At 44.4% G+C, this 21270-nt stretch carries 28 protein-coding genes and 1 riboswitch; of the genes, 16 read left to right on the top strand and 12 right to left on the bottom strand.

Going from position 1 to position 21270, the window contains the following annotated elements; genetic code table 11:
• The 3 genes from QWZ13_RS17590 to QWZ13_RS17580 are packed head-to-tail and all read left to right on the top strand — an operon-like array spanning window position 1 to window position 2033.
• Window positions 1–1059 (top strand): branched-chain amino acid ABC transporter permease, encoded by a 1059-nt coding sequence (locus QWZ13_RS17590; RefSeq protein WP_290282932.1) that lies wholly within the window; start codon window positions 1–3, stop codon window positions 1057–1059.
• 1 nt (window position 1060) lies between these two features.
• Complete coding sequence (locus QWZ13_RS17585) at window positions 1061–1894, top strand: alpha/beta fold hydrolase (protein WP_290282931.1); 834 nt, start codon at window positions 1061–1063, stop codon at window positions 1892–1894.
• Window positions 1833–2033 (top strand): hypothetical protein, encoded by a 201-nt coding sequence (locus QWZ13_RS17580; RefSeq protein WP_290282930.1) that lies wholly within the window; start codon window positions 1833–1835, stop codon window positions 2031–2033. Before QWZ13_RS17585 ends, QWZ13_RS17580 begins: the two co-directional genes overlap by 62 nt.
• Here QWZ13_RS17580 and QWZ13_RS17575 read toward each other — a convergent pair.
• A complete protein-coding gene (locus tag QWZ13_RS17575) occupies window positions 1957–2490 on the bottom strand; it encodes a YaeQ family protein (protein WP_290282929.1) in 534 nt (177 codons plus the stop codon). The genes QWZ13_RS17580 and QWZ13_RS17575 overlap by 77 nt on opposite strands.
• A gap of 153 nt (window positions 2491–2643) precedes the next feature.
• Between QWZ13_RS17575 and QWZ13_RS17570 the strand changes: the two genes are divergently transcribed.
• The 4 genes from QWZ13_RS17570 to hisA all read left to right on the top strand — a co-directional run bounded on the left by QWZ13_RS17570 (window position 2644) and on the right by hisA (window position 6183).
• Window positions 2644–3564 carry an AEC family transporter gene (locus tag QWZ13_RS17570; RefSeq protein WP_290282928.1) on the top strand — a complete coding sequence of 307 codons (921 nt, stop codon included), beginning with the start codon at window positions 2644–2646 and terminating at the stop codon, window positions 3562–3564.
• A gap of 64 nt (window positions 3565–3628) precedes the next feature.
• Entirely contained in the window at window positions 3629–4366 is a 738-nt protein-coding gene (gene nfsA / locus QWZ13_RS17565; RefSeq protein ID WP_290282927.1) for an oxygen-insensitive NADPH nitroreductase, read from the top strand.
• 145 nt (window positions 4367–4511) lie between these two features.
• Window positions 4512–5366, top strand: a complete 855-nt coding sequence (locus QWZ13_RS17560; protein WP_290283411.1) for an EamA family transporter — start codon at window positions 4512–4514, stop codon at window positions 5364–5366.
• 55 nt (window positions 5367–5421) lie between these two features.
• Window positions 5422–6183 carry a phosphoribosylformimino-5-aminoimidazole carboxamide ribotide isomerase gene (gene hisA / locus QWZ13_RS17555; protein WP_290282926.1) on the top strand — a complete coding sequence of 254 codons (762 nt, stop codon included), beginning with the start codon at window positions 5422–5424 and terminating at the stop codon, window positions 6181–6183.
• On the opposite strand, the gene QWZ13_RS17550 is transcribed toward hisA, so the two are convergent.
• Together QWZ13_RS17550 and QWZ13_RS17545 are read right to left on the bottom strand one after the other, a co-directional pair.
• Window positions 6145–6750, bottom strand: a complete 606-nt coding sequence (locus QWZ13_RS17550) for a LysE family translocator (RefSeq protein ID WP_290282925.1) — start codon at window positions 6748–6750, stop codon at window positions 6145–6147. The two genes, hisA and QWZ13_RS17550, sit on opposite strands and share 39 nt — an antisense overlap.
• Entirely contained in the window at window positions 6747–6917 is a 171-nt protein-coding gene (locus tag QWZ13_RS17545; protein ID WP_290282924.1) for a DUF1127 domain-containing protein, read from the bottom strand. Before QWZ13_RS17545 ends, QWZ13_RS17550 begins: the two co-directional genes overlap by 4 nt.
• Window positions 6918–7058: 141 nt before the next feature.
• Here QWZ13_RS17545 and QWZ13_RS17540 point away from each other — a divergent pair, with 141 nt between their 5' ends.
• Window positions 7059–8492, top strand: coding sequence for an aminotransferase-like domain-containing protein (locus QWZ13_RS17540; RefSeq protein ID WP_290282923.1), 1434 nt, complete (start codon window positions 7059–7061; stop codon window positions 8490–8492).
• Window positions 8493–8496: 4 nt separating this feature from the next.
• Here the strand turns inward: QWZ13_RS17540 and QWZ13_RS17535 are convergent, their stop codons facing one another.
• On the bottom strand, window positions 8497–9549 hold the full coding sequence (locus QWZ13_RS17535) for a threonine aldolase family protein (protein WP_290282922.1): 1053 nt from the start codon (window positions 9547–9549) through the stop codon (window positions 8497–8499).
• A gap of 110 nt (window positions 9550–9659) precedes the next feature.
• Between QWZ13_RS17535 and QWZ13_RS17530 the strand changes: the two genes are divergently transcribed.
• The 3 genes from QWZ13_RS17530 (at window position 9660) to QWZ13_RS17520 (ending at window position 11578) form a co-directional block, all read left to right on the top strand.
• Window positions 9660–10877 carry a GGDEF domain-containing protein gene (locus tag QWZ13_RS17530; RefSeq protein WP_290282921.1) on the top strand — a complete coding sequence of 406 codons (1218 nt, stop codon included), beginning with the start codon at window positions 9660–9662 and terminating at the stop codon, window positions 10875–10877.
• A 127-nt stretch (window positions 10878–11004) separates the two neighbouring features.
• Window positions 11005–11226: a hypothetical protein gene (locus QWZ13_RS17525; RefSeq protein ID WP_290282920.1), complete on the top strand. Its 222-nt coding sequence runs from the start codon at window positions 11005–11007 to the stop codon at window positions 11224–11226.
• Between the two features lie 76 nt (window positions 11227–11302).
• Window positions 11303–11578 carry a hypothetical protein gene (locus QWZ13_RS17520; protein ID WP_290282919.1) on the top strand — a complete coding sequence of 92 codons (276 nt, stop codon included), beginning with the start codon at window positions 11303–11305 and terminating at the stop codon, window positions 11576–11578.
• Window positions 11579–11608: 30 nt separating this feature from the next.
• Here QWZ13_RS17520 and QWZ13_RS17515 read toward each other — a convergent pair whose 3' ends face one another.
• Window positions 11609–12139 (bottom strand): P-loop NTPase family protein, encoded by a 531-nt coding sequence (locus QWZ13_RS17515; RefSeq protein WP_290282918.1) that lies wholly within the window; start codon window positions 12137–12139, stop codon window positions 11609–11611.
• 71 nt (window positions 12140–12210) lie between these two features.
• Between QWZ13_RS17515 and QWZ13_RS17510 the strand changes: the two genes are divergently transcribed.
• Window positions 12211–12360 carry a hypothetical protein gene (locus QWZ13_RS17510; RefSeq protein WP_290282917.1) on the top strand — a complete coding sequence of 50 codons (150 nt, stop codon included), beginning with the start codon at window positions 12211–12213 and terminating at the stop codon, window positions 12358–12360.
• A 93-nt stretch (window positions 12361–12453) separates the two neighbouring features.
• Here QWZ13_RS17510 and QWZ13_RS17505 read toward each other — a convergent pair whose 3' ends face one another.
• The 4 genes from QWZ13_RS17505 to QWZ13_RS17490 all read right to left on the bottom strand — a co-directional run bounded on the left by QWZ13_RS17505 (window position 12454) and on the right by QWZ13_RS17490 (window position 16637).
• On the bottom strand, window positions 12454–13785 hold the full coding sequence (locus QWZ13_RS17505; protein ID WP_290282916.1) for a magnesium transporter: 1332 nt from the start codon (window positions 13783–13785) through the stop codon (window positions 12454–12456).
• An 82-nt stretch (window positions 13786–13867) separates the two neighbouring features.
• Entirely contained in the window at window positions 13868–14659 is a 792-nt protein-coding gene (locus tag QWZ13_RS17500) for an ABC transporter ATP-binding protein (protein WP_290282915.1), read from the bottom strand.
• On the bottom strand, window positions 14656–15705 hold the full coding sequence (locus QWZ13_RS17495) for a FecCD family ABC transporter permease (RefSeq protein WP_290282914.1): 1050 nt from the start codon (window positions 15703–15705) through the stop codon (window positions 14656–14658). Before QWZ13_RS17495 ends, QWZ13_RS17500 begins: the two co-directional genes overlap by 4 nt.
• Before the next feature lie 5 nt (window positions 15706–15710).
• On the bottom strand, window positions 15711–16637 hold the full coding sequence (locus QWZ13_RS17490) for an ABC transporter substrate-binding protein (RefSeq protein WP_290282913.1): 927 nt from the start codon (window positions 16635–16637) through the stop codon (window positions 15711–15713).
• Between the two features lie 35 nt (window positions 16638–16672).
• Window positions 16673–16805, bottom strand: a riboswitch (cobalamin riboswitch).
• Between the two features lie 54 nt (window positions 16806–16859).
• On the opposite strand from QWZ13_RS17490, the gene QWZ13_RS17485 reads away from it, so the two are divergent.
• Window positions 16860–17396: a cobalamin adenosyltransferase family protein gene (locus tag QWZ13_RS17485; protein WP_290282912.1), complete on the top strand. Its 537-nt coding sequence runs from the start codon at window positions 16860–16862 to the stop codon at window positions 17394–17396.
• Between the two features lie 94 nt (window positions 17397–17490).
• Window positions 17491–18132 carry a GTP cyclohydrolase I FolE gene (gene folE / locus QWZ13_RS17480; protein WP_290282911.1) on the top strand — a complete coding sequence of 214 codons (642 nt, stop codon included), beginning with the start codon at window positions 17491–17493 and terminating at the stop codon, window positions 18130–18132.
• Here folE and folX read toward each other — a convergent pair.
• Window positions 18125–18481, bottom strand: coding sequence for a dihydroneopterin triphosphate 2'-epimerase (gene folX, locus QWZ13_RS17475; protein WP_290282910.1), 357 nt, complete (start codon window positions 18479–18481; stop codon window positions 18125–18127). The genes folE and folX overlap by 8 nt on opposite strands.
• A gap of 9 nt (window positions 18482–18490) precedes the next feature.
• On the bottom strand, window positions 18491–19219 hold the full coding sequence (locus tag QWZ13_RS17470) for an SDR family NAD(P)-dependent oxidoreductase (RefSeq protein WP_290282909.1): 729 nt from the start codon (window positions 19217–19219) through the stop codon (window positions 18491–18493).
• A gap of 208 nt (window positions 19220–19427) precedes the next feature.
• On the opposite strand from QWZ13_RS17470, the gene QWZ13_RS17465 reads away from it, so the two are divergent.
• Together QWZ13_RS17465 and QWZ13_RS17460 are read left to right on the top strand one after the other, a co-directional pair.
• The gene (locus tag QWZ13_RS17465) at window positions 19428–19685 is read left to right on the top strand and encodes a hypothetical protein (RefSeq protein WP_290282908.1); all 258 of its coding nucleotides are present in this window, start codon (window positions 19428–19430) and stop codon (window positions 19683–19685) included.
• Window positions 19686–19743: 58 nt separating this feature from the next.
• Entirely contained in the window at window positions 19744–20505 is a 762-nt protein-coding gene (locus tag QWZ13_RS17460) for a sulfite exporter TauE/SafE family protein (protein WP_290282907.1), read from the top strand.
• Window positions 20506–20527: 22 nt separating this feature from the next.
• Here QWZ13_RS17460 and QWZ13_RS17455 read toward each other — a convergent pair whose 3' ends face one another.
• Entirely contained in the window at window positions 20528–21229 is a 702-nt protein-coding gene (locus QWZ13_RS17455; RefSeq protein WP_290282906.1) for a hypothetical protein, read from the bottom strand.
• Window positions 21230–21270 lie beyond the last annotated feature (41 nt).

The following is a 21270-nucleotide window of genomic DNA, read 5'->3' as shown; positions in this document are numbered from 1 at the left end:
ATGATTCAAGCTATTAAAGACACATTACCTGAAAGCCGTTTACTGCGAGTCATTATTGCAACAATTTTGCTCGCCATTGTATTCGCTCCCTTTATTTTTGATGGCAGTCGTGCGTTGGATACAGCCGCTCGGTTGATTATTTTCATAGTGCTTGTCGCATCTTATGATTTATTGATTGGCTATACTGGCGTCGTTAGTTTTGCGCATACTCTGTTTTTTGGTGTAGGCGCTTATGCCGTTGCAATTGGTTTTGATAATTTTACGCCGAGCTTCAGCGTGCTCATTATCGCTGTAATTATTGCGATGCTGACTTCTGCGATTATCGCCATTGCTATTGGTTTAGTTTCGCTGCGTGTAAAAGCCATTTTCTACGCCATGATCACCTTAGCGGTGGCCAGTGTAGCATCTGTGTTGGTATCACAGCTTTACTTATACACAGGCGGTGAAGATGGCATGACCTATAAGATACCAAGATTGCTAACACCCGCCTTTAAACTGTTTGATGAAAAAGTCTTTGGCGTTCGAATCTCTGGAAAAATCGTCAATTTCTACTTCATCCTAGCGGTCTCCACCGTGCTGTTTTTAGTCATGGTGCGAATTATTGCATCACCTTTTGGCAAGGTTTTAAAAGCATTGCGAGAGAATGAGTTTAGAGCCGAAGCCATCGGCTATACCACCGTTTATTACCGCACCGCGGCTACCGTCATCAGTGCAACGATTGCCACTATTGCTGGTGCCTTAATGGCATTGTGGCTTCGTTACACGGGTCCTGAATCGGTGTTGTCGTTAACGATTATGATCGATGTATTGTTAATGGTCGTAATTGGTGGCATGGGGTCTTTATACGGTGCCATCATTGGCGCTACCGTTATGATGCTGGCGCGAAACTATTTGAATCAATGGATGGGCACCGTTCACGATGCACTGATCGATGTACCGGTAATCGTAGAACTGTTTAATCCAGAGCGATGGTTGTTGTGGCTAGGCATTTTGTTTGTGGTGATGGTTTACTTTTTCCCACAAGGCATTGTTGGGCGGCTAGTAAAAGGAAAATCTTAATATGTTTGAACAAGATTTTATCCGTTGCCAAGATTACGAAGTGCATGTTCGTGTTTGGAATCGCAATGCGAAAAAAACCGTTATTTGCTGGCATGGTTTGGCCAGAACCGGCGCCGATTTCACTGAATTAGCAGAATCGCTAGCGCATCAAGGGTTTCGAGTTCTCGCACCCGATACGATCGGTCGTGGGCTCTCGCAGTGGGCCGACAATGCCTCCACTTACGAAGTGCCAGTTTACCTGAATCATGCTCAGTCTATATGCGAATACTACCAAGTAGAGAGTTGCACTTGGGTAGGCACAAGTATGGGCGGCATTATTGGCATGGTGGCTGCGACGTCTGTTTTAAAAGACAAAATAGATCGTTTAGTCATTAACGACATCGGGCCAGAGATTCCATCTGCAGCCTTAACTCGAATCGTCGAATACGTGAGTGATTTTCCTGCATTTGAAACGCTTTCTAGTTTTGAATGCCGAATAAGAGAATTGTATGCACCCTTTGGTGAACGCAGTGAACAGCAGTGGCATCAAATGGCTCAGCAATGCAGTCGGCGGTTAGATAATGGCCAGTTTGTTAGTCACTACGACCCAAAAATTGTTCAGCAGTTTGATCCCTCAAAGCCGCCGGTGACCTTATGGGGGTTATTCGAAATGATAGAGTGCCCTCTAATGTTAGTGCACGGGCTTGACTCGGATGTTCTGACGGAAGGAATCGTTGATAAAATGCAGGCTGTAAAACCAAATATGCATTATTTGCCTGTGAAAGGGTGTGGTCATGCGCCAGGACTGCACACCAAAAAACAAATTACGCCAGTGGCTGATTTTATCTCGTCTTAAACCGTTCTGGTTTCAGCGCCACCTTGATCCGGTGGCGCTTTTTTTAAGTTGTAAATTATCGTTTAGGAATGCAAAAGCGTTCGGTGAATTGAAAATTCACCTGTGTCTGTTTGAATGGCTGCAGTTTCATCTGAAATAGTGACGAACCACTTCATGGTGCGTTCTAGGTGTGCCGCTAAAGGCTCTATTTCTGAGAAATCAAACTGATAATAGCTACCACCTATCTGTTTGAATTTGTCGGCTGATTGAGACCACCAAACATCAGATTTTGAGTTAAAGCTGTAAACAATGGTGTGTTTGGATTGGCGGTTGGCTTTTTTAATTCGATCAGTTGAAGGTTCGCCCATATCTATCCAAAGCTGAATTTGATCATCGAGCGATTTCACCCACATATCCGGTTCTTCGGTATCACTGATCCCTTTTGTCAGCACTAAATTTTCTTGGGCTTCATAGCAATAGGCCACTATGCGAGCCATCAAACGTTCTTCAGTCTCAGAAGGGTGCTTGGCAATGGTTAAATTGATGGTGTCGTAATGGTTTCGATCTAAATCCGATAAGTTTATTGAAACTTTAAAAATGGTGGGTTTGATCGCCACGGTGAGATCCTATTGACTGGTAAATTGAGGTCGCGCACCATAGCAAATTTCTGAACAAATAGCAGGGCTTTAACCATCGCTAGAAAGTCATCAATTTGCTATCCTAGATATTACTACTACTTAAATACACAGCCCTCTTGGCTTCGGTGAATCATGATCCATTTTGTAAATGCGTTAATTCCGATTTTAGTGCTTATAGCATTGGGCTATCTACTCAATAAAGCCAAATTTTTATCGGCACAAACCTGGGCCGGCATTGAAAAACTCACCTATTTTGTCATGTTTCCGGCCTTGCTGATAAATACATTGGCTAGCCAGCAAATAGACGGCGCGCCTTGGCCAACTATGCTGTTGATCATTTTTTTGGTACTTACTATTACATCTGCCACGTTAATAGCTCTGCATTTATTGCCAAATAACGATTCGCCCGCTGAATTTACCTCTATTTTCCAAGGCGGAGTTCGATTCAATACTTACATCGCACTTTCTATATCTGGCGCCTACTTTGGCGCAGAAGGGTTAGCATTAGCCTCCATTGGTGCGGGCTTTATGATACCGATGATCAATTTCTTATGTGTCGGCGTATTTGTTTTCTACGGAAAAAAAGAAGCTCGGTCGGCGAAAGTTTTTATAAAGCAACTCGTTATGAATCCATTAATTATTGGCTGTGCTATAGGCGCTTTGTTAAGCATTACAGGTATTGGACTGCCAGGGGTCACGTTACAGATCACGGAAATCATCGGCAGAGCCGCTTTGCCATTGGGGTTATTGGCCGTTGGTGCGGCCTTGAGGCCAGAGCTTGTGAAAGGCCATTTTAGTGCCATTGTAAAATCATCCGTGGTTCAGTTTCTGTTTAAACCCGTGTTGATATTAGTCTTATGCTTTGCGTTTGGCTTAGAGGGGGTTGCTGCAGGTGTACTGCTTATTGCCTTCATTTCGCCAACCGCATCTTCGGCGTATATTTTAGCGCGTCAATTGGGCGGTGATTTAGAATCAATGGCTTCAATCATTACTCTACAAACGTTGATAGCTTTTCTGGTCATGCCATTGTGGGCTTGGTACTGGTTTATGTAAATTGGTGCTAAGAGCTGGCTCATTAAACTTTGTAAACAACTGCTTTTAAAAGGTTCAATAAATCATGAATGAAACGTTAGCCCTATTACAATCGCATCGCTCTATTCGTAAGTTTACCGAAGAAGCTGTGCCTCAAGAGCAGTTAGAGCACTGGATACAAGCTGGCCAAGCCGCGGCCACTTCTAGTTTTATTCAAGCTTGTACGGTGATACAAGTTGATCAAGGAGACCAGAGAAATGTACTCGCGCACTTAGCGGCTGATCAACAATACGTGAGTGAAGCACCTGTTTTTCTCGTTTTTTGTGCCGACATGAGGCGCCATCAAGAAGCTTGCGCTTTGCACGAAGCCGACATGCATAAAGGCTATACCGAACAATTTTTAACGGCCTCCCTTGATGTCGGCTTATTTGCGCAAAATGTTGTGGTTGCGGCTGAATCTGAAGGCTACGGGATATGCTATATCGGAGCATTGCGCAATAATATTGAAGCCGTATCTAAGCTGTTAGAACTCCCTGATTTAGTTTATCCAGTATTTGGTTTGTGTATCGGAAAACCAGCGCAAAACCCTGAAGTAAAACCTCGCCTACCTTTATCTGTGGTACTTAAGAAGAATACCTACACTCAAACGGGTGATGTTGAAGCCATGGCTCGTTATGATGCGCAAGTTCAATCTTACTACCAACAGCGAACAGGCAATAACAAAGCCGCTACCTGGACATCACAAATTGCGAATATGTTGCAAAAGGAAGCTAGACCACACATGTTAAGGTTCTTGCGCAGCAAAGGGTTTTTGGAGAAGTAGCCGATCAGTAGCTTCTATTCTTAATCGGAATAGATACCAGTCGCCTTATTCATTGGCTCTTAGGAAGCTCTCTTTTTACACTGCACATCAAAGTTGAAGAGATTTCAAAATGGAATGGATAGCATTCACGCTATTGGCCGCATTAATGCAAGCGGTTCGAACGGCGGGCCAAAAACAACTAACGCATAGTATGAGCGCTATCGTTGCAACTTGGGCTCGCTATGGTTTTGGTTTTCCAGTGGCTATAATCTATTTTATCCTAATCTGGCAAGGGCAGTTTATGGCCCTGACAGAATTTACACTGTCGTTTTATACCATTGTTTTGAGTGCTGCTCTGTTTCAACTGGCTGCAACATTATTGCTCGTAAAGGTTTTAAGTCTTCGCAATTTTGCTGTGGGGACAACCTTTGCTAAAACGGAGGGTATATTTGCGGCTATTATCGGCGCTTTGATCTTTTCAACGACTCTGAGTTTACTCGCATGGTTGGCAATTTTAATTGGCGTGACAGGATTAGTATTCGTAAGTCTCAAGAAATCCAGTATTCACGTTAAGTCCTTTTGGAATAATAAAACATTTATTTTGGGTATATTGGCTGGTGTTTTCTTTGCCCTAACTTCTCTATTGTTAAGAGAGGCAAGCCTTGTTTCAGTAGTAAACCCTATCATGACTGCCGCCTATGTTTTGATGCTTTCTCTTGGGATTCAAGGGCTTATTTGCAGTGGATTAGTTCATTGGCAGGATTCTCAAAACTGGAAACAATTACATGGTCAAGCCAATACTATTCTATTTGTTGGCTTAACTGGAACGTTAGGCAGTATTGGTTGGTATACCGCCTTTAGTTATCAAGATGCGGCCATTGTGAAAGCATTCGGACAAATTGAATACATTGCTACCTTAGCCTTAACTCACTATTTTTTCCGTGAATCTATTAGTCGGATGGAGTGGCTTGGTATCATTAGTGTGCTGTTCTCGGTCGTTTTGTTATTGGTTGGTGTTTAAGGTCAGGGTATACTTCGGCTAAATGCCGGTGTTTATATTTTTTAAGGAGTCTCGCTTGACTATTTTTCGCCCCTGTATCGATTTACATCAAGGCCAAGTAAAGCAGATTGTAGGCGGGAGCCTTAACGATGAAGGTGCACAAACTAATTTTATTAGCCAATACGATGCCGCTTACTACGCGGGTTTGTATAAAGAGCATCTTTTGACCGGTGGGCATGTAATTGCGTTAGGCCAGGGCAATGACGAGCAGGCGAAAAAAGCGCTGGCCGTTTGGCCACAAGGTTTGCAGTTTGGCGGGGGTGTTACTGTAGAGAATGCCAGTCATTATATTGAAGCGGGTGCGAGCCATGTAATAGTGACCTCGGCCTTGTTTGAAGGCGGCGAATTTAGCTTCTCTAAATTAGAGGCCATAAAAGCAGAAGTGGGTGCAGATAAATTAGTGCTCGATTTAAGTTGCCGTAAAACAGAATCTGGCTGGCACATTGCTACTAATCGATGGCAAACCATTACTTCATTAGCCGTGAATAGCGATACACTGGTTGAGTTATCAAAACATTGTGCTGAGTTTTTAGTTCATGCCGCCGATGTAGAAGGCTTACAAGGTGGTATAGATGAAGAGCTGGTCAGGTTGCTTGGCCAGCATACAACTATTCCGGTTACCTATGCCGGTGGTGCCCGATCGCTAGCCGATTTACTTCGCGTCCATGAATTATCTAGAGGTAAAGTCGATTTAACCATCGGTAGTGCTTTAGATATTTTTGGTGGTAAAGGCGTAACCCTAGATGAATGCATCGAATGGAACCATCGGCAGCAGTGAGGCTACCAATAAAGTCGCCATTGCATAGTTAAACATGCGTTGATAATTTGGCTGATTCAGAAAGCGCTGTAAGTAATGGCCAGCAAATAGCCAAATTCCTGTACAAGGTGCACCGACTAGTACAAATGCAAAAGCGATAAGTAAGGCCTGTTGCATCATACTAATATCGAAAGTGGTAAAGGTGGCGATAGCCCCTATACACATCACCCAAGCCTTAGGGTTAACCCATTGAAACAACACCGCTTGCATAAAAGTTAATGGATTAGAGGAAGCACTATCTTCAGCCTGAGTGTTGGTGATGGCTATTTTGTAGGCCAAATATAATAGGTAGCTTATTCCTAATACTTTTATGACAGAGTGTAGCCAAGGCCACAATTCAAAAGCCTGACCTAACCCTAAGCCGACCCCCAGCGCCATTAACGGAAATCCTAAAAAGATTCCAAACCAATGTGGCAACGAACGGCGAATGCCATAGTTAAGCCCCGATGCCATAATCATGATGTTGTTAGGCCCAGGCGTTACCGTCGATACCATGGCAAAAATTAGTAAACTTAACCAACCGCTCATACTGTGCCTTTGTTTTTTAGTTTGCCTTTATGTGTTAGATCCCAAGATGACACCCCAATGTCTTTTAAGCGTAGGGTATCAAGCTGGCGTAAGATTTTACGAGTTCGCCACTGTATTAAAATTTTTCTGAATTGAGTGACAAGCTTTGTGTTTGTCTGAGTCTTCATGGCAGTGTACCTCCTTCATCAATTGAAACAACATTATATAAAATACCTGTTATGGGTACAGATTCAGAAGAAATATTAATTTGCAGGTACAGATGGGTGTGTTAGTGTTCTGTTATGGGCTTTAATTGAAGGAACTGTGATGTGTCTACTCAAAACCGTTTATACGAACAGTTGTCTTTATCGCTGATCGAGCAAATAAAACAAGGGCGATATCTCACGGGTGATAAGCTGCCTTCAGTACGCGGTATGGCAAAACAAGCGCACGTATCTATTGCGACCGTAAACTCAGCTTATGCCATGTTAGAAGAACAAGGTTGGGTTGAAGTTAGATTAAAATCGGGGTATTACGTTAAGCGTAGTGCGGCGGAATCTTTAAACCGTCCAACAACGCCTGAGGATTTATCGACCCCTCGCCCAGCGGCTTCATCGGAATTGGTGATGGAGGTGCAACATGAAAGCGCTTCTATAAATGCCGTAAACTTGTGCACCGCCTTACCCGATTTAACCATGCCAATCTGTTCGGTTGTCCAAAAAACCTTTACCCGTTTATCCCGTACGTCTAACTCGTTGCTATCGGGTTATGACTCACCCATCGGTGAAGCGAGTCTTCGCCAGCAGATAGCGCGCAGAGCTGTCGATGCGGGCATCTTTGTGTCACCAGAGGCGGTCATAACTTCGACAGGCTGCCAAAACGCGGTCGCCATGAGCTTGAGTGTATTAACCAAACCTGGTGATGTGATCGCAATGGAATCGACTTGCTATTATGGCTTGATACAAATTGTTGAGAGTTTTGGGCTTAAGGCGATTGAGATTCCTACCCACCCCGACACAGGTATGAGTACCGATGCCTTAGCGTTGGCATTAGAGCAATGGGAAATTAAAGCGGTGTTGCTGGTCAGTGCTTTTTCGAACCCTTTAGGCTGCACCATTCCTGATGACAAAAAAGCGGAAATAGTTTCGCTGATTAACAAACATCAAACCTTTTTAATTGAAGATGATATTTACGGTGATTTAGCATTTGATGGTGGTCGCGGTAAGGCGATTAAATCGTTCGATAGTGAGGGGCGAGTAATCTACTGTTCTTCGGTGTCTAAAACGATTCATCCACAATTACGTATTGGTTGGGTCATGCCCGGTCAGTTGTTCGACAAGGTGTTGCATACTAAATACGTGAATACGGTCTCTATGCCGATATTACCGCAATTGGTCGCTGCCGATATTATGGCGCAAGGTATGTATGATCGGCACTTACGTTACGCGCGTGAAAAATACCGACAACGCTGCGCTCAATTACGCGAGCTAATTGGTGAGTTTTTCCCGGAGGGCACTCGGCTGTCAAATCCTCAGGGCGGGTTATCGTTGTGGGTAGAATGTGCTCGGCATATTGATACTACGGCGCTTTATCATATTTTAAGAGAGCAAGGCATCAGAATTGCTCCAGGAGAGTTATTTTCGAGTACTGGCGACAGCAATCACTGTTTTCGAATTACCTTTGCATCGCCGTGGACACCAGAGCGAATAGAGGCCGTTAAAAGAGTAGGTGAATTACTCCACCTACAATCTCAACAAGAATAACGGCCTAGCTTAGGTGTTCTATAAACTGGGCTACTTCTTCATCTTGCGTACGGAACGAGCACACTAACCGAACGACCGATTCATCTTTTTCAATGGCTAAGTCTCTCGGTAAAAAGCCAGGTATCCATTCATACAATACGGCGCCTGCTGTGCGCAGCTTTTCAATGGTTTGGTTGGGTAAAATGGCGAACACTTCGTTGGCCATGGTCGGCCATACTAAGCGAGTGCTTTGCGCCGCTTCAATACCGGCTGCTAATTTACTGGCCTGTTGATTCGCGTGGGCCGCCAGCTCAATCCAGTGATCGTTTTCTAGCCAGCCGCAAATTTGTGCGCCGTACAACCGACCTTTTGATAATAAATGGCCAGAACGTTTTCGCCGAGCCACAAAACTTTTGGCTAAATCTTTATTGAAAAATACAACGGCTTCGGCGGCCAATGCGCCATTTTTGGTGGCCCCTAAACACAAAACATCGACGCCTGCTTTCCAGGTTAATTCTGCGGGTGTGCATTTTTGGTTGACTAAAGCATTGGTGAATCGCGCGCCATCCATATGCACAGTTAACCCATGCTGGTGAGCTACTTTTGCAAGCTCAGTGACTTGCTCAACTGAATACACCATGCCCGATTCTGAAGCTTGGGTAATGCTTAATGCTTTTGGCTCTGCATTGTGAGGAGGGTGTGCGGCCCCTTGAGATAAATAGCTCGATAAACTTTGCGCACTGAGTTGTGCTTCTTGGGTATCTAAGCCAATCAACCTTGCGCCGTGAGTGAAGAATTCGGGTGCGGTTAGCTCATCGTTAATTATGTGAGCTTGGCCGTGACAAATTATTGAGCTCCATGGATCAACCATGCAAGCTAGCGCCAAGGAGTTGGCGGCGGTGCCAGTATTGACTAAAAAAACATCAGCATCGCACTCAAAAATCTCCGAGATTTTGGCGCAGGCTTGTTGTGTCCATTGATCTTCACCATAGGCATCAGTGACGGCGTTGTTGGCTTCGATAATGGCGTTGAGTACTTGTGGCGAGGCGCCAGTTTGATTATCACTCCCGAAATACATCTTTTGCTCCGCGGTTATTTTTCATTAACATTATCATGTTGGTCTTGAGAAACAATGAAAACCCTTAAAATTTCCGCTAAGCTAAGTGGAACTATAAAAGAGGGTGGTCAGTGCCTGTTTTTCTTACCCGTTTAACATTTCCATTCGCTGTATTAATGATCGGTTTTGCGAGTTTTGTACGTGCACCGTCTTTGATTAATGATTTCTCCGTCGTTTTGTTGTGGGCACCTTATGTAGCGCTTCCGCTGATTGCGGCGGTGGCTTTGTTTTTAATGCATTACGCGATGATGTATACCGCCGTTTTATTGTTAGCGGCGTATTGGGTAGTGCAAACCTATTTGCAAACGGCAATGGCACTTGAACTGACGTTTATCCGCTACCTTATGCTTAATTTGTTATTGCCCGTGTTACTGGTTGTGATCGCTGTTTTTGGTGAAAAGTCACCGCAAACGTTGTCGGGTAAATGTGTATTACTGCTGTGTGTGTTACCTATGCTTTTAGCGCTTTCCATTCCTTTGTTAAATGAACACAATGTAGTGGCGGCCATTCCTGAAATATTTTACCGCCGCATTTATGCAGATAGCTGGCTTAGCTTAGCTGCACTAAGCAGTTACGTGCCGAGTATTGCTTTTTTAGGTGCTTTTTATTGGTTGCTACCTACATTGCTACGAGGCTTTTGGGTGTACGCGCTGTTGGTCATATTTGTGTTATTTTTGTTTTTTGCTGAGCCATTAATATCGGCCTTTTGTTTTTCTATTTTATCGTTTTTGTTGTTAGTTATTATGGTTCAAGAGCTATTTGAATTAGCCTACGTTGATGAGTTAACTAACATTCCAGGGCGCAAGGCATTAGAGAAGCAGATGACCAGCTTGGGCCGTCACTATACTTTGGCTATGCTAGATGTGGATCACTTTAAAAAATTTAACGACACCTATGGCCATGATGTGGGTGACCAGGTTTTAAAAATGGTGGCGCGTAAAATTAACGAAGTCACCGGCGGCGGTAAAGCATTTCGTTATGGTGGCGAAGAGTTCACCATCTTATTTCCCAGTAAAGATGCGAATTATGCGCTTCCGCACCTAGAGTTAGTGCGGGAATCTATTGCGAATTATACCCTAAGCCTAAGAGATTCTGACCGCCCCGACGACGATAAACAAGGTAAGCAGCGAAGAGGCGCGAAGCAGGCAAACGGTGTTAACGTTACCATCAGCATAGGCGTCGCAGAAAAATCGGCGGATTTATCCGATTCAAAAGAAGTGATAAAGCAAGCCGATAAAGCCCTATACAAAGCCAAAGAAAAAGGCCGAAACAGAGTAGTTAAAATATAGGTTTAGAGGGAGACTCTTAACCTTCAGTCCTCAGTCCTCAGCCCTCAGCCCAATACCCGCCTTGGTTGCAGGCTCCACTTCCGCGGGTCGCTGTTCGCGCATCCTGCGCCGCTAAACTTCGCCATCCATGGCTCAGATGCCCGCTACAGTGATGCCTGCCACCAAAGCTAGCGTGAGCACCACACTAAAATGTTGGAGCGTTCGAAGCAAAGCGAAGACGCGAAGGGTTTTATTTATACCCGCAAGCCAATACCCGCCTTGGTTGCAAATTCCACTTTCGCGGGTCGCTGTTCGCGCATCCTGCGCCGCTAAACTTCGCCATCCATGGCTCAGATGCCCGCTACAGTGAAACCTGCCACCAAAGCTAGCGTGATCACCACACTAAAATGTAGGAGCGTTTGAAGCAAAGCGAAGACGCGAAGGGTTTGTTTTTTTGCAGGAAAAAAGGTCGCCTCTTCACTGCGTTCCGAAGGCTCCTACAAATATGGTGCGTTGAATGCTTTGAATTTACTAGCAGCTTGCAGCTCAAAACTTGCCGCTCAAAAAAGGTCGCCTCTTCACTGCGTTCCGAAGGCTCCTACAAATATGGTGCGTTGAATGTTTTGAATTTACTAGCAGCTTGCAGCTCAAAACTTACATTTAAAAAAAAATCACCTCTCCACTACGTTCCGAAACCTCCTACATATACGAAACCGCAATGATGTTGAATATACTCGCAACCCGAAACTAACTTATTTTACCTCTCGTAAAAACTGCTCAATCTCCTTACGACTCCCCAGCCTGATAAATTCAAAATTTTGCTCTTTACCTATTTGCTCCAGTTTCGTATATCGCTTTTTATTCTTCCAATAGGTCTTTAAAAACCAAACTAAAATCGAGTCCGTTGAAAAGAATGATTTCTTAATGCTTTCTCTATTTCCTGTTCCCGGCCAAAGTTCTTTTTTTGATACAGAGCGTAGTATGGTTCTTTTAAGCAACTGGCTAAAAGAAGTAAAAAAAGGCAGATCTATCCAAATGACGGTATCAACCTTTGGCCATTTAATGTGGTTGGTCCGAGTGAAATTCCCATCTAGAACCCACATTGGTTGGTCGGTCGCTTTATTGAGGTTGGCAAAAAATTCTTCATCGCTAGGTTCTTGCCAGTTGGGTTTCCAAAAAATCTCATCCATTTGTAAGTAGGGCGCACCAAGCTTTTCAGATAATCGTTTCGAAAAAGTAGATTTACCACTGCCAGTGGTACCGATGACGTTTATTCGTTTCATGTGCAATTGCTTATTTCGGGTATGGAAGGGCGAGCTAATTTACTAGAGGCCGCTTTTTATCGCAATAAGGAATGAGTATTTATGGTGCGGTACATATTTTGAATTTACTAGCAGCTTGCAGCTCAAAACTCGCAGCTCAAAAGAAAGATCGCCTCTCCACTGCGTTCCGAAGCCTCCTACAAATAGGGTACGGTGAATATGTTGAATTTTCTTGCAGCTAGCAGCTCAAAACTTGCAGCTCAAAAAAAAGATCGCCTCTCCACTGCGTTCCGCAGGCTCCTACTAAAAAACGCTGAATTGTTTTCAAAACCGCCCTAAGTCAACAACAACGCCCCCAACCCTAAAAACGCCACAAACCCCACAATATCTGTCACCGTGGTTAGAACAACCGAACCCGATAAAGCGGGATCTAGTTTAAGTTTTTTAAGGGCTATTGGAATGAGCGCTCCTGAAAGCGCAGCGGTCACTATGTTGACGAGTATGGCAAGCGAGATGACAAAACCGATCATGAAACTGTCGAACCATGCACCCGCAATGTATCCTACGACCACCGCCCAAATAACACCATTGAATGCGCCAACTTGGAGCTCTTTTTTAACAAGCGCCCATCGGTTTACTTCATTCACTTGTCCGAGTGCTAACCCTCTAATGACTAGAGTAAGTGTTTGGCTGCCAGCAATACCGCCCATACTGGCGACTACGGGCATAAGTACCGCTAAGGCGACAACCTGTTGCAATGTGGCCTCAAATAAACCAATAAACCAAGCGGCCGCAAATGCGGTAAGCAAGTTTATTCCTAGCCATAATGCTCGATTTTTTGCAGCGGTTTTTACCGGTGAAAATAAATCTTCATCTTCGTCCAAACCGGCCGTTGCCATGAGGCGACCTTCGTAATAATCATTAACCAGCTCGCTGGCCGTTCCTATATCGAGTCTGCCCAGTAACGTTGAATTATCGTTCACGACCGGCAGTGCACTGTAACCGCTGTTTTGAACTTTAAGGCTTGCTTCCGTGGCATCATCGTTAGCATTAATTGTCGTAAAGTCTTCTTCGGCTATTTCAGCTAAGAGTAGGTGGTCAGGTGCACCGATGACGGAGCCAATTTTCACAGCGCCACGAAACCCGCCGGTACGACTGGTTAAAAATAAGGTGTCTACATATTCGGGCAGCTCACGCCTAAGTAAGCGCAGTGCATCTCTAACTTTTGCATTTTGAGGTAAAGATAAAAAGTGGTGTCCTAGCCAATGCCCGGCCAGTGAATCTTCGTATTGCTGAGCGCCTTCATAATAATGACGTTGAATGTCATCCATGGCGCTTAGGGCGCGATCAATGAGTCGATTCGGTAATGAATCGGATAACTCAACTAAGTCTTCCGCATCCATGCCTTTAAATAAAGCATCGAGTTCAATGAGCGACATTTCATCGATAAGAGCTTCACGTGGGTCTGCACGCATCTCTACCAATATACCTAAATGATGTTCTTGGCTTATTTCAGACCAAGTGATGGAACGATCTTCTAGCGGTAACGATTCAAGCAATGAGGCAACGTCAGCATACTCTTGTTGACCGAGTAAACGGGTAAGTGCTATTGGGTCTACCGCTGACGACAAGGTGCGTTCTTCTTCAAGGGTGATGTCGTCAATCATGCTCACAGCTCCAAATCAGGTTACTTAAAGTGTAAGGCAGACAATCAAAGTTGCAATGGCTATTACTGGGTTTACCAGAAATTTAGTTGTGAATACGTTTAGGCAGCACGGTGATTGTGCCAGAAATTGGATGTGGCGTGACTAAAATAGGTTGATCATACAATTGGCAGATTCTTTGTTCGGTGATCACTTCATCTGGAGTATTCACTGCGATCAGCTTCCCTTTATCTAACAAAACCAATCGATCGCAAAAGGCGGCTGCGGTGTTTAAATTATGAAGCGCGACTAAGGTTGTAGTGCCCTGATTGCAACGCGCTCGAAGTAAGTTCATTAATTGGGTTTCGTGGCCAATATCTAAGCTCGCGGTTGGTTCGTCTAGCAGTACCAAAGGCGTTTCTTGCAATAAAATACGAGCGAAATGCACCAGCTGAGTTTCACCACCGGACAGTTCGGTTAGTTTTCGTGACCAAAGGTTTTCAATGCCCAAATTATTGGCCAACTGTTTGGCTTTGGTCTGAGCTTCAAGTTTAGACAATTTACCGGCTTCAAGAGCGGCATTCGCCCCGAGCAGGATGGTTTCCTCTACGCTGAATGGAAACGCCGATTCAGGGTACTGTGACAAATAAGCCATCTGTTGAGCGCGTTGATTGTGGTTAAACGAATCCGTGTCTTTACCGTTTAACCGAATATGGCCGGCATCTTTTTTATAAAACTCAATCATGCATTTTAGCAGCGTACTTTTACCGGCACCATTTGGACCAATAATGCCAATGAGTTCACCCGTTTGGATGGCAAAGCTAATGTCTTCTAATAGGGTATGACCCGACTTAGAAAATTGAAGTGATTTAACCTCTAAAAATGCTTGCTGGTTCATGCCAAGCGCCCGTATTTTTGATAGCGAATGATGAGATATATAAAATAGGCACCACCGACCACGGCCGTAATAATACCAACTTTAATTTCGTAGGGCGGCATAATGGTTCGCCCGAGTAAGTCGGCCAGCAGTATAAACATAGCGCCTACGTAAGCCGACATGGGGAGGAGGATTTTATGGTTAGGACCTACAATAAGCCTAACTAAGTGGGGCACCATTAGCCCGATAAACCCAACAGGGCCGGCTATAGAAATCGCCAAGGCAGTGAGCACAGAAGATAAAATGAGTATCAGCTTGCGAGAGCGTTGTACATTCAAACCCATGCCATGCGCGTTTTCTTCACCCAGTGAAAGTAAATTCAGTGCTTGAGCTTTGCTGAATAAAAAGGCCGACATAACAATAATAAAAGGTGCTGGCCATAAACTGTGTTGCCACATGCGTCCTTCTAATCCACCCATGGTCCAAAATACATATTGGCTCACTTCATATTGTGCGGCGATAAGCAAAAGTGCCGACGTTGCCCCAGACAGCAAAGACGAAATAGCCAAGCCGGTGAGAATTATAAAAAGCAATTGCTGGGTACTCGCTATTCGGATAGAGATAACATACACCAATGCAGCGGTAGCCATTGCTCCGGCTACAGACATCCCAGGTAAGAACAACGGGTGAACTAGGCTTAAACCTGTGGTGATTGCGATGACCGCGCCTAAGCTACTGCCAGCGCTAATGCCTAAAACATTTGGGCTTGCTAATGGGTTTCGAAACAACCCTTGCATGGCGGCGCCCGCTAAAGCTAATGCACTACCAGCCAATATGGCGGCAAATGCCCGAGGTAATCGAATGTGCATGAGGATGGCATTTGTTTTCGGGTATAGGGTTTGCGCCTGCTCAGATTGATTAAACAATGTGAGTTTAATGACCTGCAGCGTTTCTATAAATGGCAATGGCACTGAGCCCAGCGCGAGGTAAAGTAATACCACCACCGGGGCCAGTAAACTCAGCCAAATAGTTGAGCTTTTTTGAATCGCTGCGTGAGCTCGAATCATCGTTGTTACTCGATGTCTGAATGAACCTTATTGACGACGTAAGCTAAGGTATCGGCTATGTACTGGCTGTAGGTTCCGCGTAGGTTTTCAGGAACGGCATAAATACGGTTATTTTTTACGGCCGCGACATCTTTCAATGCAGGGTCATTTTTAACTGAATTCATAAACTGCTCTGCACCTTTATCATCCCCATAGATCCAACCCGGTAAAAATAAAATGTCAGGGTTGATCTCAAGAATGAGCTCCTTCGACATCGTTACTTGGCCATAACTGCCTTGTTCAAAACGTGCTGCAGCGTTTTCAATACCCGCGGCTGTAACCAATGCATGCCAAGTAGAGTCTACTCCGCTAGACGTACCCCAGGTGTTGTAATCTAGAGCGACCAATTCAGCGTTTTTAATGTCTTGGATTTTGGTATTCAATGCCGCCATGTTTTGGTTCATGTTTGCGAGCAATTGTTCACCTTGTTCAGTGGCATCGACAATTTGGCTGATCTTTTCAATTTCGGCCTGAATGGCTTCAATAGTGAAAGGCGTATTCACAAGATAAACAGTGATACCTGCCTGCTTAATTTGCTCGACAACACCCGAGTCACTCCAGTTGGCGGCAAATACAATATCTGGATAGTTCGATAGAATTTGTTCGACATTCAGACCCATTAAGGCAACGCCTTTAGGAAGCTTGTCGGCAATGTTTGAGAAATTAGCATCGTTTGCAATATCAGAAATACTGCTTAACTTAGATGGGCTTAAAATTTCACTGAAAATTTCATCGGTAAATAACGTTTTAGATGAAATGCGCTCCGGTGCTTTTTGTAAGGTGATGGTGTTACCCATGCCATCAGTCACCGTTAAAGGGTAGTCGGTTGCAAAAACAAGGGAAGAGAATAGGCTGATAGAAATAACAATCAGAGTACGAAACAAAGTTGGCATACGAAAGGCTCCTGCATGGCGCGTACAGATTAAAATAAATTGTTTACTTTTTAGCTCTGGCTTACGCTATTTAAAGCGCTTACAGTGGCGCGACCGCTGCGGACTTACACCGCATTCCAAAAAGCAGGGGCATTTGACGCTCAAATGGCTTAAAAGTCAATCAATTAAAGCCGTCAACATTGTCCGCAAGCTGTACATCATTCAGTTAAGGTAAGCGAATAAATGAAATACTCCGGTGATATTGATGAGCTTTGTTACCCATTTATATACGAACAATCCAGTGTGTGCGATTTTGAAATACTAACCGATGAGCTTTGTACGCTGGTAGGGCTAGCCGGCTGTGCCTGTGATGAGGCGAGCCAAGATATCGCGGAAGATCTATTTACATTGCAGCCTAAAATATTTGATCTAAATGGGTCAATACGAGGTAAATGCGCCATAACCGAAGCTGATATAGACCAATTAAAAGATCGCTATCATCACTTTTTATCTTTATTGACGGGTGAGAAAAAAGTGTTTGTTTTACCTAGAGGTAAGGGGGCTTGTATTCAATTACATCAAGCACGGAGTGTTTCTAAAAAAGCCATTCGTATGCTGGTGAAAGCAGAGCAAGAAGGTCAAACACTTCCCGATACCCTGCATCGCTATGCGAACTTACTGACAAATTACTTTTTTGCCTTAACGTTAGTGATCAATGAACGTGGGGGTGTTATAGAGCCTGAATACACCAGTAACAACTATAAACTTAAAGCAAAATAACCTTGTGAATTATCGGGTCTTTTTTCGAATAGCACGTGATACAATTTCCCACTAATGACGTATTGTTATATATAAATCAAGATAGGAACACCGAATGTCTCTGACACCTGAAGCGGCAAGCGTAAAAGAAGCGTTGATTAAAGCTGGCCTAGAAACACCTATGGTCGAGCAAACGCTGACACAGAGCCAGCAGCAAGCTCAAATTGAGCAGCATTTGGCCGAAGTGATGAAAGTTTTAGCGCTTGACCTTAGCGATGATAGCTTGGCCGATACGCCCAAGAGAATTGCTAAAATGTACGTTCAGGAAATCTTTTCAGGGCTTGATTACAAGCATTTCCCAAAAATCACCCTCATTGAAAACAAAATGGCCGTTCAGGAGATGATTCGGGTCAGTGAAATAGACCTAACCAGCACGTGTGAGCACCATTTTGTCACTATTGATGGCGTTGCTGATGTCGCTTATATTCCGAAAGAACGCATTATTGGGTTGTCTAAAATTAATCGCATTGTGCGCTTTTTTGCCCAACGGCCCCAAGTGCAAGAGCGGCTAAATCAACAAGTACTCATTGCCCTACAGGTGCTATTAGGTACGCCCGATGTAGCGGTTAGAATCAAAGCTGTTCACTACTGTGTTAAAGCACGTGGCGTAATGGACAGCTCGTCGAATACTGAAACACTTGCCTTAGGTGGTAGTTTCCAAACTGACAAAGACTTGCGTCGAGACTTTGTTAGGTAGTTGTTTCAAGCGTTAGTGATACCGAGTCGGCAAAGCGCAGAGCATGGGGTTTGTCGACCGTCACCTTTGCATAATGAATGCTTGGATGTTCCCGTGCTATATCTAGCAAGTCGGCTGTGAGCTTTTCTAAGAGTTTAAATTTCCCTTCTTCCACCAAGGCAATCATTCGTTTGGTTATGGTTTTGTAGTTAACCGCATTCTCTTGATCGTCTGTAATCATCGCTAAATCTGCAGGGTAATGTATCTCTGCATTAATGATGACATCTTGCTGCTTTTCGAGTTCTTCAGGGTTAAAACCAATATAAGTGCGAAGTCGCAGATTTTTAATATTTATAATTGCGTTATGCATGAATGTTTCCTAACGGTTCATTTTAACAGAGCGACCGCCATCAACCGTATGGCTTGCTCCTGTTACAAATGGGTTTTTGATAATAAAGTCGATTGTTTGAGCAACGGGTGAAAAACCAGCTTCAATAGGAATAAGGCTGTTGTTGAGTACCGCTAGCTTATCTTCGTCGCTGTGGTTGGGTAGAAATTTCAATGGCCCTGGTTGAATGCTGTTAACACGAATATTAGGCGCGTATTTTGCCGCATAGCTTTTCATCAGGCTCTCTAAACCTGCTTTACTTGCGCTGTATAAACCAAACTCTGGATGTGGCGTTTGAGCGTAGATATCCGTCATATGCACAATATTGGCATTGTTCGAGCGGGACAACGCATCAAAACACAATTCATTCAGTAGTGCAGGCAAGCGCATATGTACCTGGTAAAGTTGGTCAAAAAAGCGCATTAAATCGGCTTGATGATGTACGTCTTTATCGAACAGGGAGGCGTTGTGCACTAAAAGGTCGATGGTTTGGTCTTGCAACGCTCGTGTGGCTTCGGTGAGGTTTTCTTCATCGCAATAGTCTACTTCGATAATCGTAAGTTGATCACAGGCTAACGCCGCCAAACTTGAACTCTTTTCTCGGCTTAATACCGTTACAAACCAGCCTAAATTTAAAAAATGCTCAGTGAGGTATAGCCCCAGTCGACGGCTCCCCCCAGTGATTACAGCATGTTTCATTTTAAAAGCCCTTCCGTTCATTCGACCACGATGGTAAACCTAAGAAGTGTGGAAAGGAAGAAAGCTTTGCAGTAAAAACGCGCAAAGCTCTTGCTATATCAATATATATTGATATAGTTATGCACGAAACCGCTCATTTAATGTGTCACTTGCAGGCGGTATATAAATTTAGCTAAAGAGCACTCGGTAGCCTACCGAAAGCCTTGCCAGTGACACTCAGTGAGGTTTTATGAGCATAGTGTCTTCTTTTATTTGTACCGCATTAAATTTATCACCCCAGAATTTGGAAGTTCGCCTAGCCGAGCTTGTCGAGCAATGCCCAGTGGCTCAAGGCTTAGTCGACTCTATAAGCCCTTTTTTACTCGCAGACCCATCAGTACAGGACGATCTTTGGCGTTTCAGTTTGGCGTTTGACTTACCGCATGCTCTCGTCTGTGAGAGTTATTGGTTAGAGCAAAAGGCGCAAACTCATCGGAAGGTAGGGTGACGTTAGTTGAATAAATGGCGTAAAGTACGCCTTTGGGTTGTAAAAAAGAGTTGTATTTATGGAACTAGAGTTAACTCCGCTGTTTATTTCCATTCTAGCGATCACAGGGCTAATTTCAGGCGTTATTAATACCATTGCCGGTGGTGGTTCTAACTTGACGCTGCCAGCGCTAATGATGATGGGCATGCCTGCAGATGCGGCCAATGCCACCAATCGCGTGGGTGTATTTATGCAAAGCTTGGCGGCTATTCAAGGCTTTTCAGCTCATGGCAAAATGCCAACCCATGATCTAAAAGGCATTATGATTCCGCTGTGTATCGGTGGGCTTGTTGGCAGTATTAGTGCTTCGTTTATGCCAGTCTCTTTTTTAAAACCTGTTTTGCTATTTACCATGTTGTCGCTCTCGGCGGTTATTTTAATTCGTCCATCTACGGTCTTTCCTGGCCCTGATGAAACCTCAAAATTAGTCAAAGGCAATGTGCAAGCTTGGTGGATGCTGCTGTTTGCAGGCTGGTATGGCGGTTTTGTTCAAGCTGGAGTTGGTTTTATTTTGATCGCGGCCATCGGTGGCACGTTACGCTATGACTTAGTTCGGACTAACGCGCTCAAAGTATTGGCCGCGGGTGCCTTTACGCTTATTGCGTTGGTTGTGTTTATTTGGCGAGATCAAGTAATGTGGGTTCCTGGATTAATCTTGGCGGCTTCTACGGTAGTGGGAGCAAAAATAGGGGTGAAGTTATCACTCAATGTCGATCCAAAGTTTATGAAGTGGTTCTTATTCGTGATGACATTAGCCGCCAGTGCAGCGGCATTTTTATAAGGCGTTCGACTAATGATCGCCGCTATTCAGTGCTTAGATGACTGATATCGACCTGAACAGGCTCTTTGTCATCTTGAAGGGTCTCAAGCGTAGCGCCGGCTTCAGCTAAACTTAAGCTATCTAAATTAAGTGCCGGTGGCGCGGGTTCTATAGGCTTTTCTAAAATCAAATCTTCGCCGGCTTCCGCGACGGAAAGGTCGCTGAAGTCAAATTCTACGGCCTGCTCTGGTGCCGTATCACCTAATTGAGCCCCTGGTTCAGAAACAGACCAATCTGGGATCGCTTCGGGGGCTTTAATATCAGGTTGATGGTGCTCGCTGAGCTCTGGGCGGCTTTCACCCGGTACAGAATCTAATGTGGTCGACCATTGTTCCGCTGTCGAGGGTTGAACCTCTTCTTGTTTCGGGGCAGGGGCTGTTTTTATTGGTTCTGCAGCGCTATTTGAGGTGGGTTGAGCCGACTGCACCACCTTTTCTGTGGATGCCCCAGATTTATGTGGACGTACGACTAACTTAGCCCCCGCCTTTTTGAAGGCTTGCTGAAATTTTATGGCCGTGGCTTTATCTACGCCTCGTTTAATAGACTGTTCAGAGCCGCTGAATAATAGGTTTATGTATTTTTCATCGGCTTTTACGAGGGTTTGTAAGTCGGCTTTGACAAAGTCTTGGAAAAAGCCATCGATTAAGTCACCCTTAAAGCTAAGGTCATATAGAGGTTCAGTCATAACGGTTCTAAATTTCCATTTTTGTGTCAGTATAGCAGTCT

The sequence above is a fragment of the Reinekea marina genome (assembly GCF_030409715.1).
Lineage (GTDB): Bacteria > Pseudomonadota > Gammaproteobacteria > Pseudomonadales > Natronospirillaceae > Reinekea > Reinekea marina.
The sequence above is the reverse complement of the archived record's forward strand: the minus strand, read 5'-3'. Positions and strand labels throughout refer to the sequence as shown.

Bases quoted from the DNA above. Each gene is read 5' to 3' on its own strand.
- QWZ13_RS17590 (WP_290282932.1), top strand. From the start codon at position 1: ATGATTCAAGCTATTAAAGACACATTACCTGAAAGCCGTTTACTGCGA.
- QWZ13_RS17585 (WP_290282931.1), top strand. From the start codon at position 1,061: ATGTTTGAACAAGATTTTATCCGTTGCCAAGATTACGAAGTGCATGTT.
- QWZ13_RS17580 (WP_290282930.1), top strand. From the start codon at position 1,833: ATGCGCCAGGACTGCACACCAAAAAACAAATTACGCCAGTGGCTGATT.
- QWZ13_RS17570 (WP_290282928.1), top strand. From the start codon at position 2,644: ATGATCCATTTTGTAAATGCGTTAATTCCGATTTTAGTGCTTATAGCA.
- nfsA (WP_290282927.1), top strand. From the start codon at position 3,629: ATGAATGAAACGTTAGCCCTATTACAATCGCATCGCTCTATTCGTAAG.
- QWZ13_RS17560 (WP_290283411.1), top strand. From the start codon at position 4,512: ATGCAAGCGGTTCGAACGGCGGGCCAAAAACAACTAACGCATAGTATG.
- QWZ13_RS17550 (WP_290282925.1), bottom strand. From the start codon at position 6,750: ATGAGCGGTTGGTTAAGTTTACTAATTTTTGCCATGGTATCGACGGTA.
- QWZ13_RS17545 (WP_290282924.1), bottom strand. From the start codon at position 6,917: ATGAAGACTCAGACAAACACAAAGCTTGTCACTCAATTCAGAAAAATT.
- QWZ13_RS17535 (WP_290282922.1), bottom strand. From the start codon at position 9,549: ATGTATTTCGGGAGTGATAATCAAACTGGCGCCTCGCCACAAGTACTC.
- QWZ13_RS17525 (WP_290282920.1), top strand. From the start codon at position 11,005: ATGGCTCAGATGCCCGCTACAGTGATGCCTGCCACCAAAGCTAGCGTG.
- QWZ13_RS17515 (WP_290282918.1), bottom strand. From the start codon at position 12,139: ATGAAACGAATAAACGTCATCGGTACCACTGGCAGTGGTAAATCTACT.
- QWZ13_RS17510 (WP_290282917.1), top strand. From the start codon at position 12,211: ATGAGTATTTATGGTGCGGTACATATTTTGAATTTACTAGCAGCTTGC.
- QWZ13_RS17505 (WP_290282916.1), bottom strand. From the start codon at position 13,785: ATGATTGACGACATCACCCTTGAAGAAGAACGCACCTTGTCGTCAGCG.
- QWZ13_RS17500 (WP_290282915.1), bottom strand. From the start codon at position 14,659: ATGAACCAGCAAGCATTTTTAGAGGTTAAATCACTTCAATTTTCTAAG.
- QWZ13_RS17495 (WP_290282914.1), bottom strand. From the start codon at position 15,705: ATGATTCGAGCTCACGCAGCGATTCAAAAAAGCTCAACTATTTGGCTG.
- QWZ13_RS17490 (WP_290282913.1), bottom strand. From the start codon at position 16,637: ATGCCAACTTTGTTTCGTACTCTGATTGTTATTTCTATCAGCCTATTC.
- QWZ13_RS17485 (WP_290282912.1), top strand. From the start codon at position 16,860: ATGAAATACTCCGGTGATATTGATGAGCTTTGTTACCCATTTATATAC.
- folE (WP_290282911.1), top strand. From the start codon at position 17,491: ATGTCTCTGACACCTGAAGCGGCAAGCGTAAAAGAAGCGTTGATTAAA.
- folX (WP_290282910.1), bottom strand. From the start codon at position 18,481: ATGCATAACGCAATTATAAATATTAAAAATCTGCGACTTCGCACTTAT.
- QWZ13_RS17470 (WP_290282909.1), bottom strand. From the start codon at position 19,219: ATGAACGGAAGGGCTTTTAAAATGAAACATGCTGTAATCACTGGGGGG.
- QWZ13_RS17465 (WP_290282908.1), top strand. From the start codon at position 19,428: ATGAGCATAGTGTCTTCTTTTATTTGTACCGCATTAAATTTATCACCC.
- QWZ13_RS17460 (WP_290282907.1), top strand. From the start codon at position 19,744: ATGGAACTAGAGTTAACTCCGCTGTTTATTTCCATTCTAGCGATCACA.
- QWZ13_RS17455 (WP_290282906.1), bottom strand. From the start codon at position 21,229: ATGACTGAACCTCTATATGACCTTAGCTTTAAGGGTGACTTAATCGAT.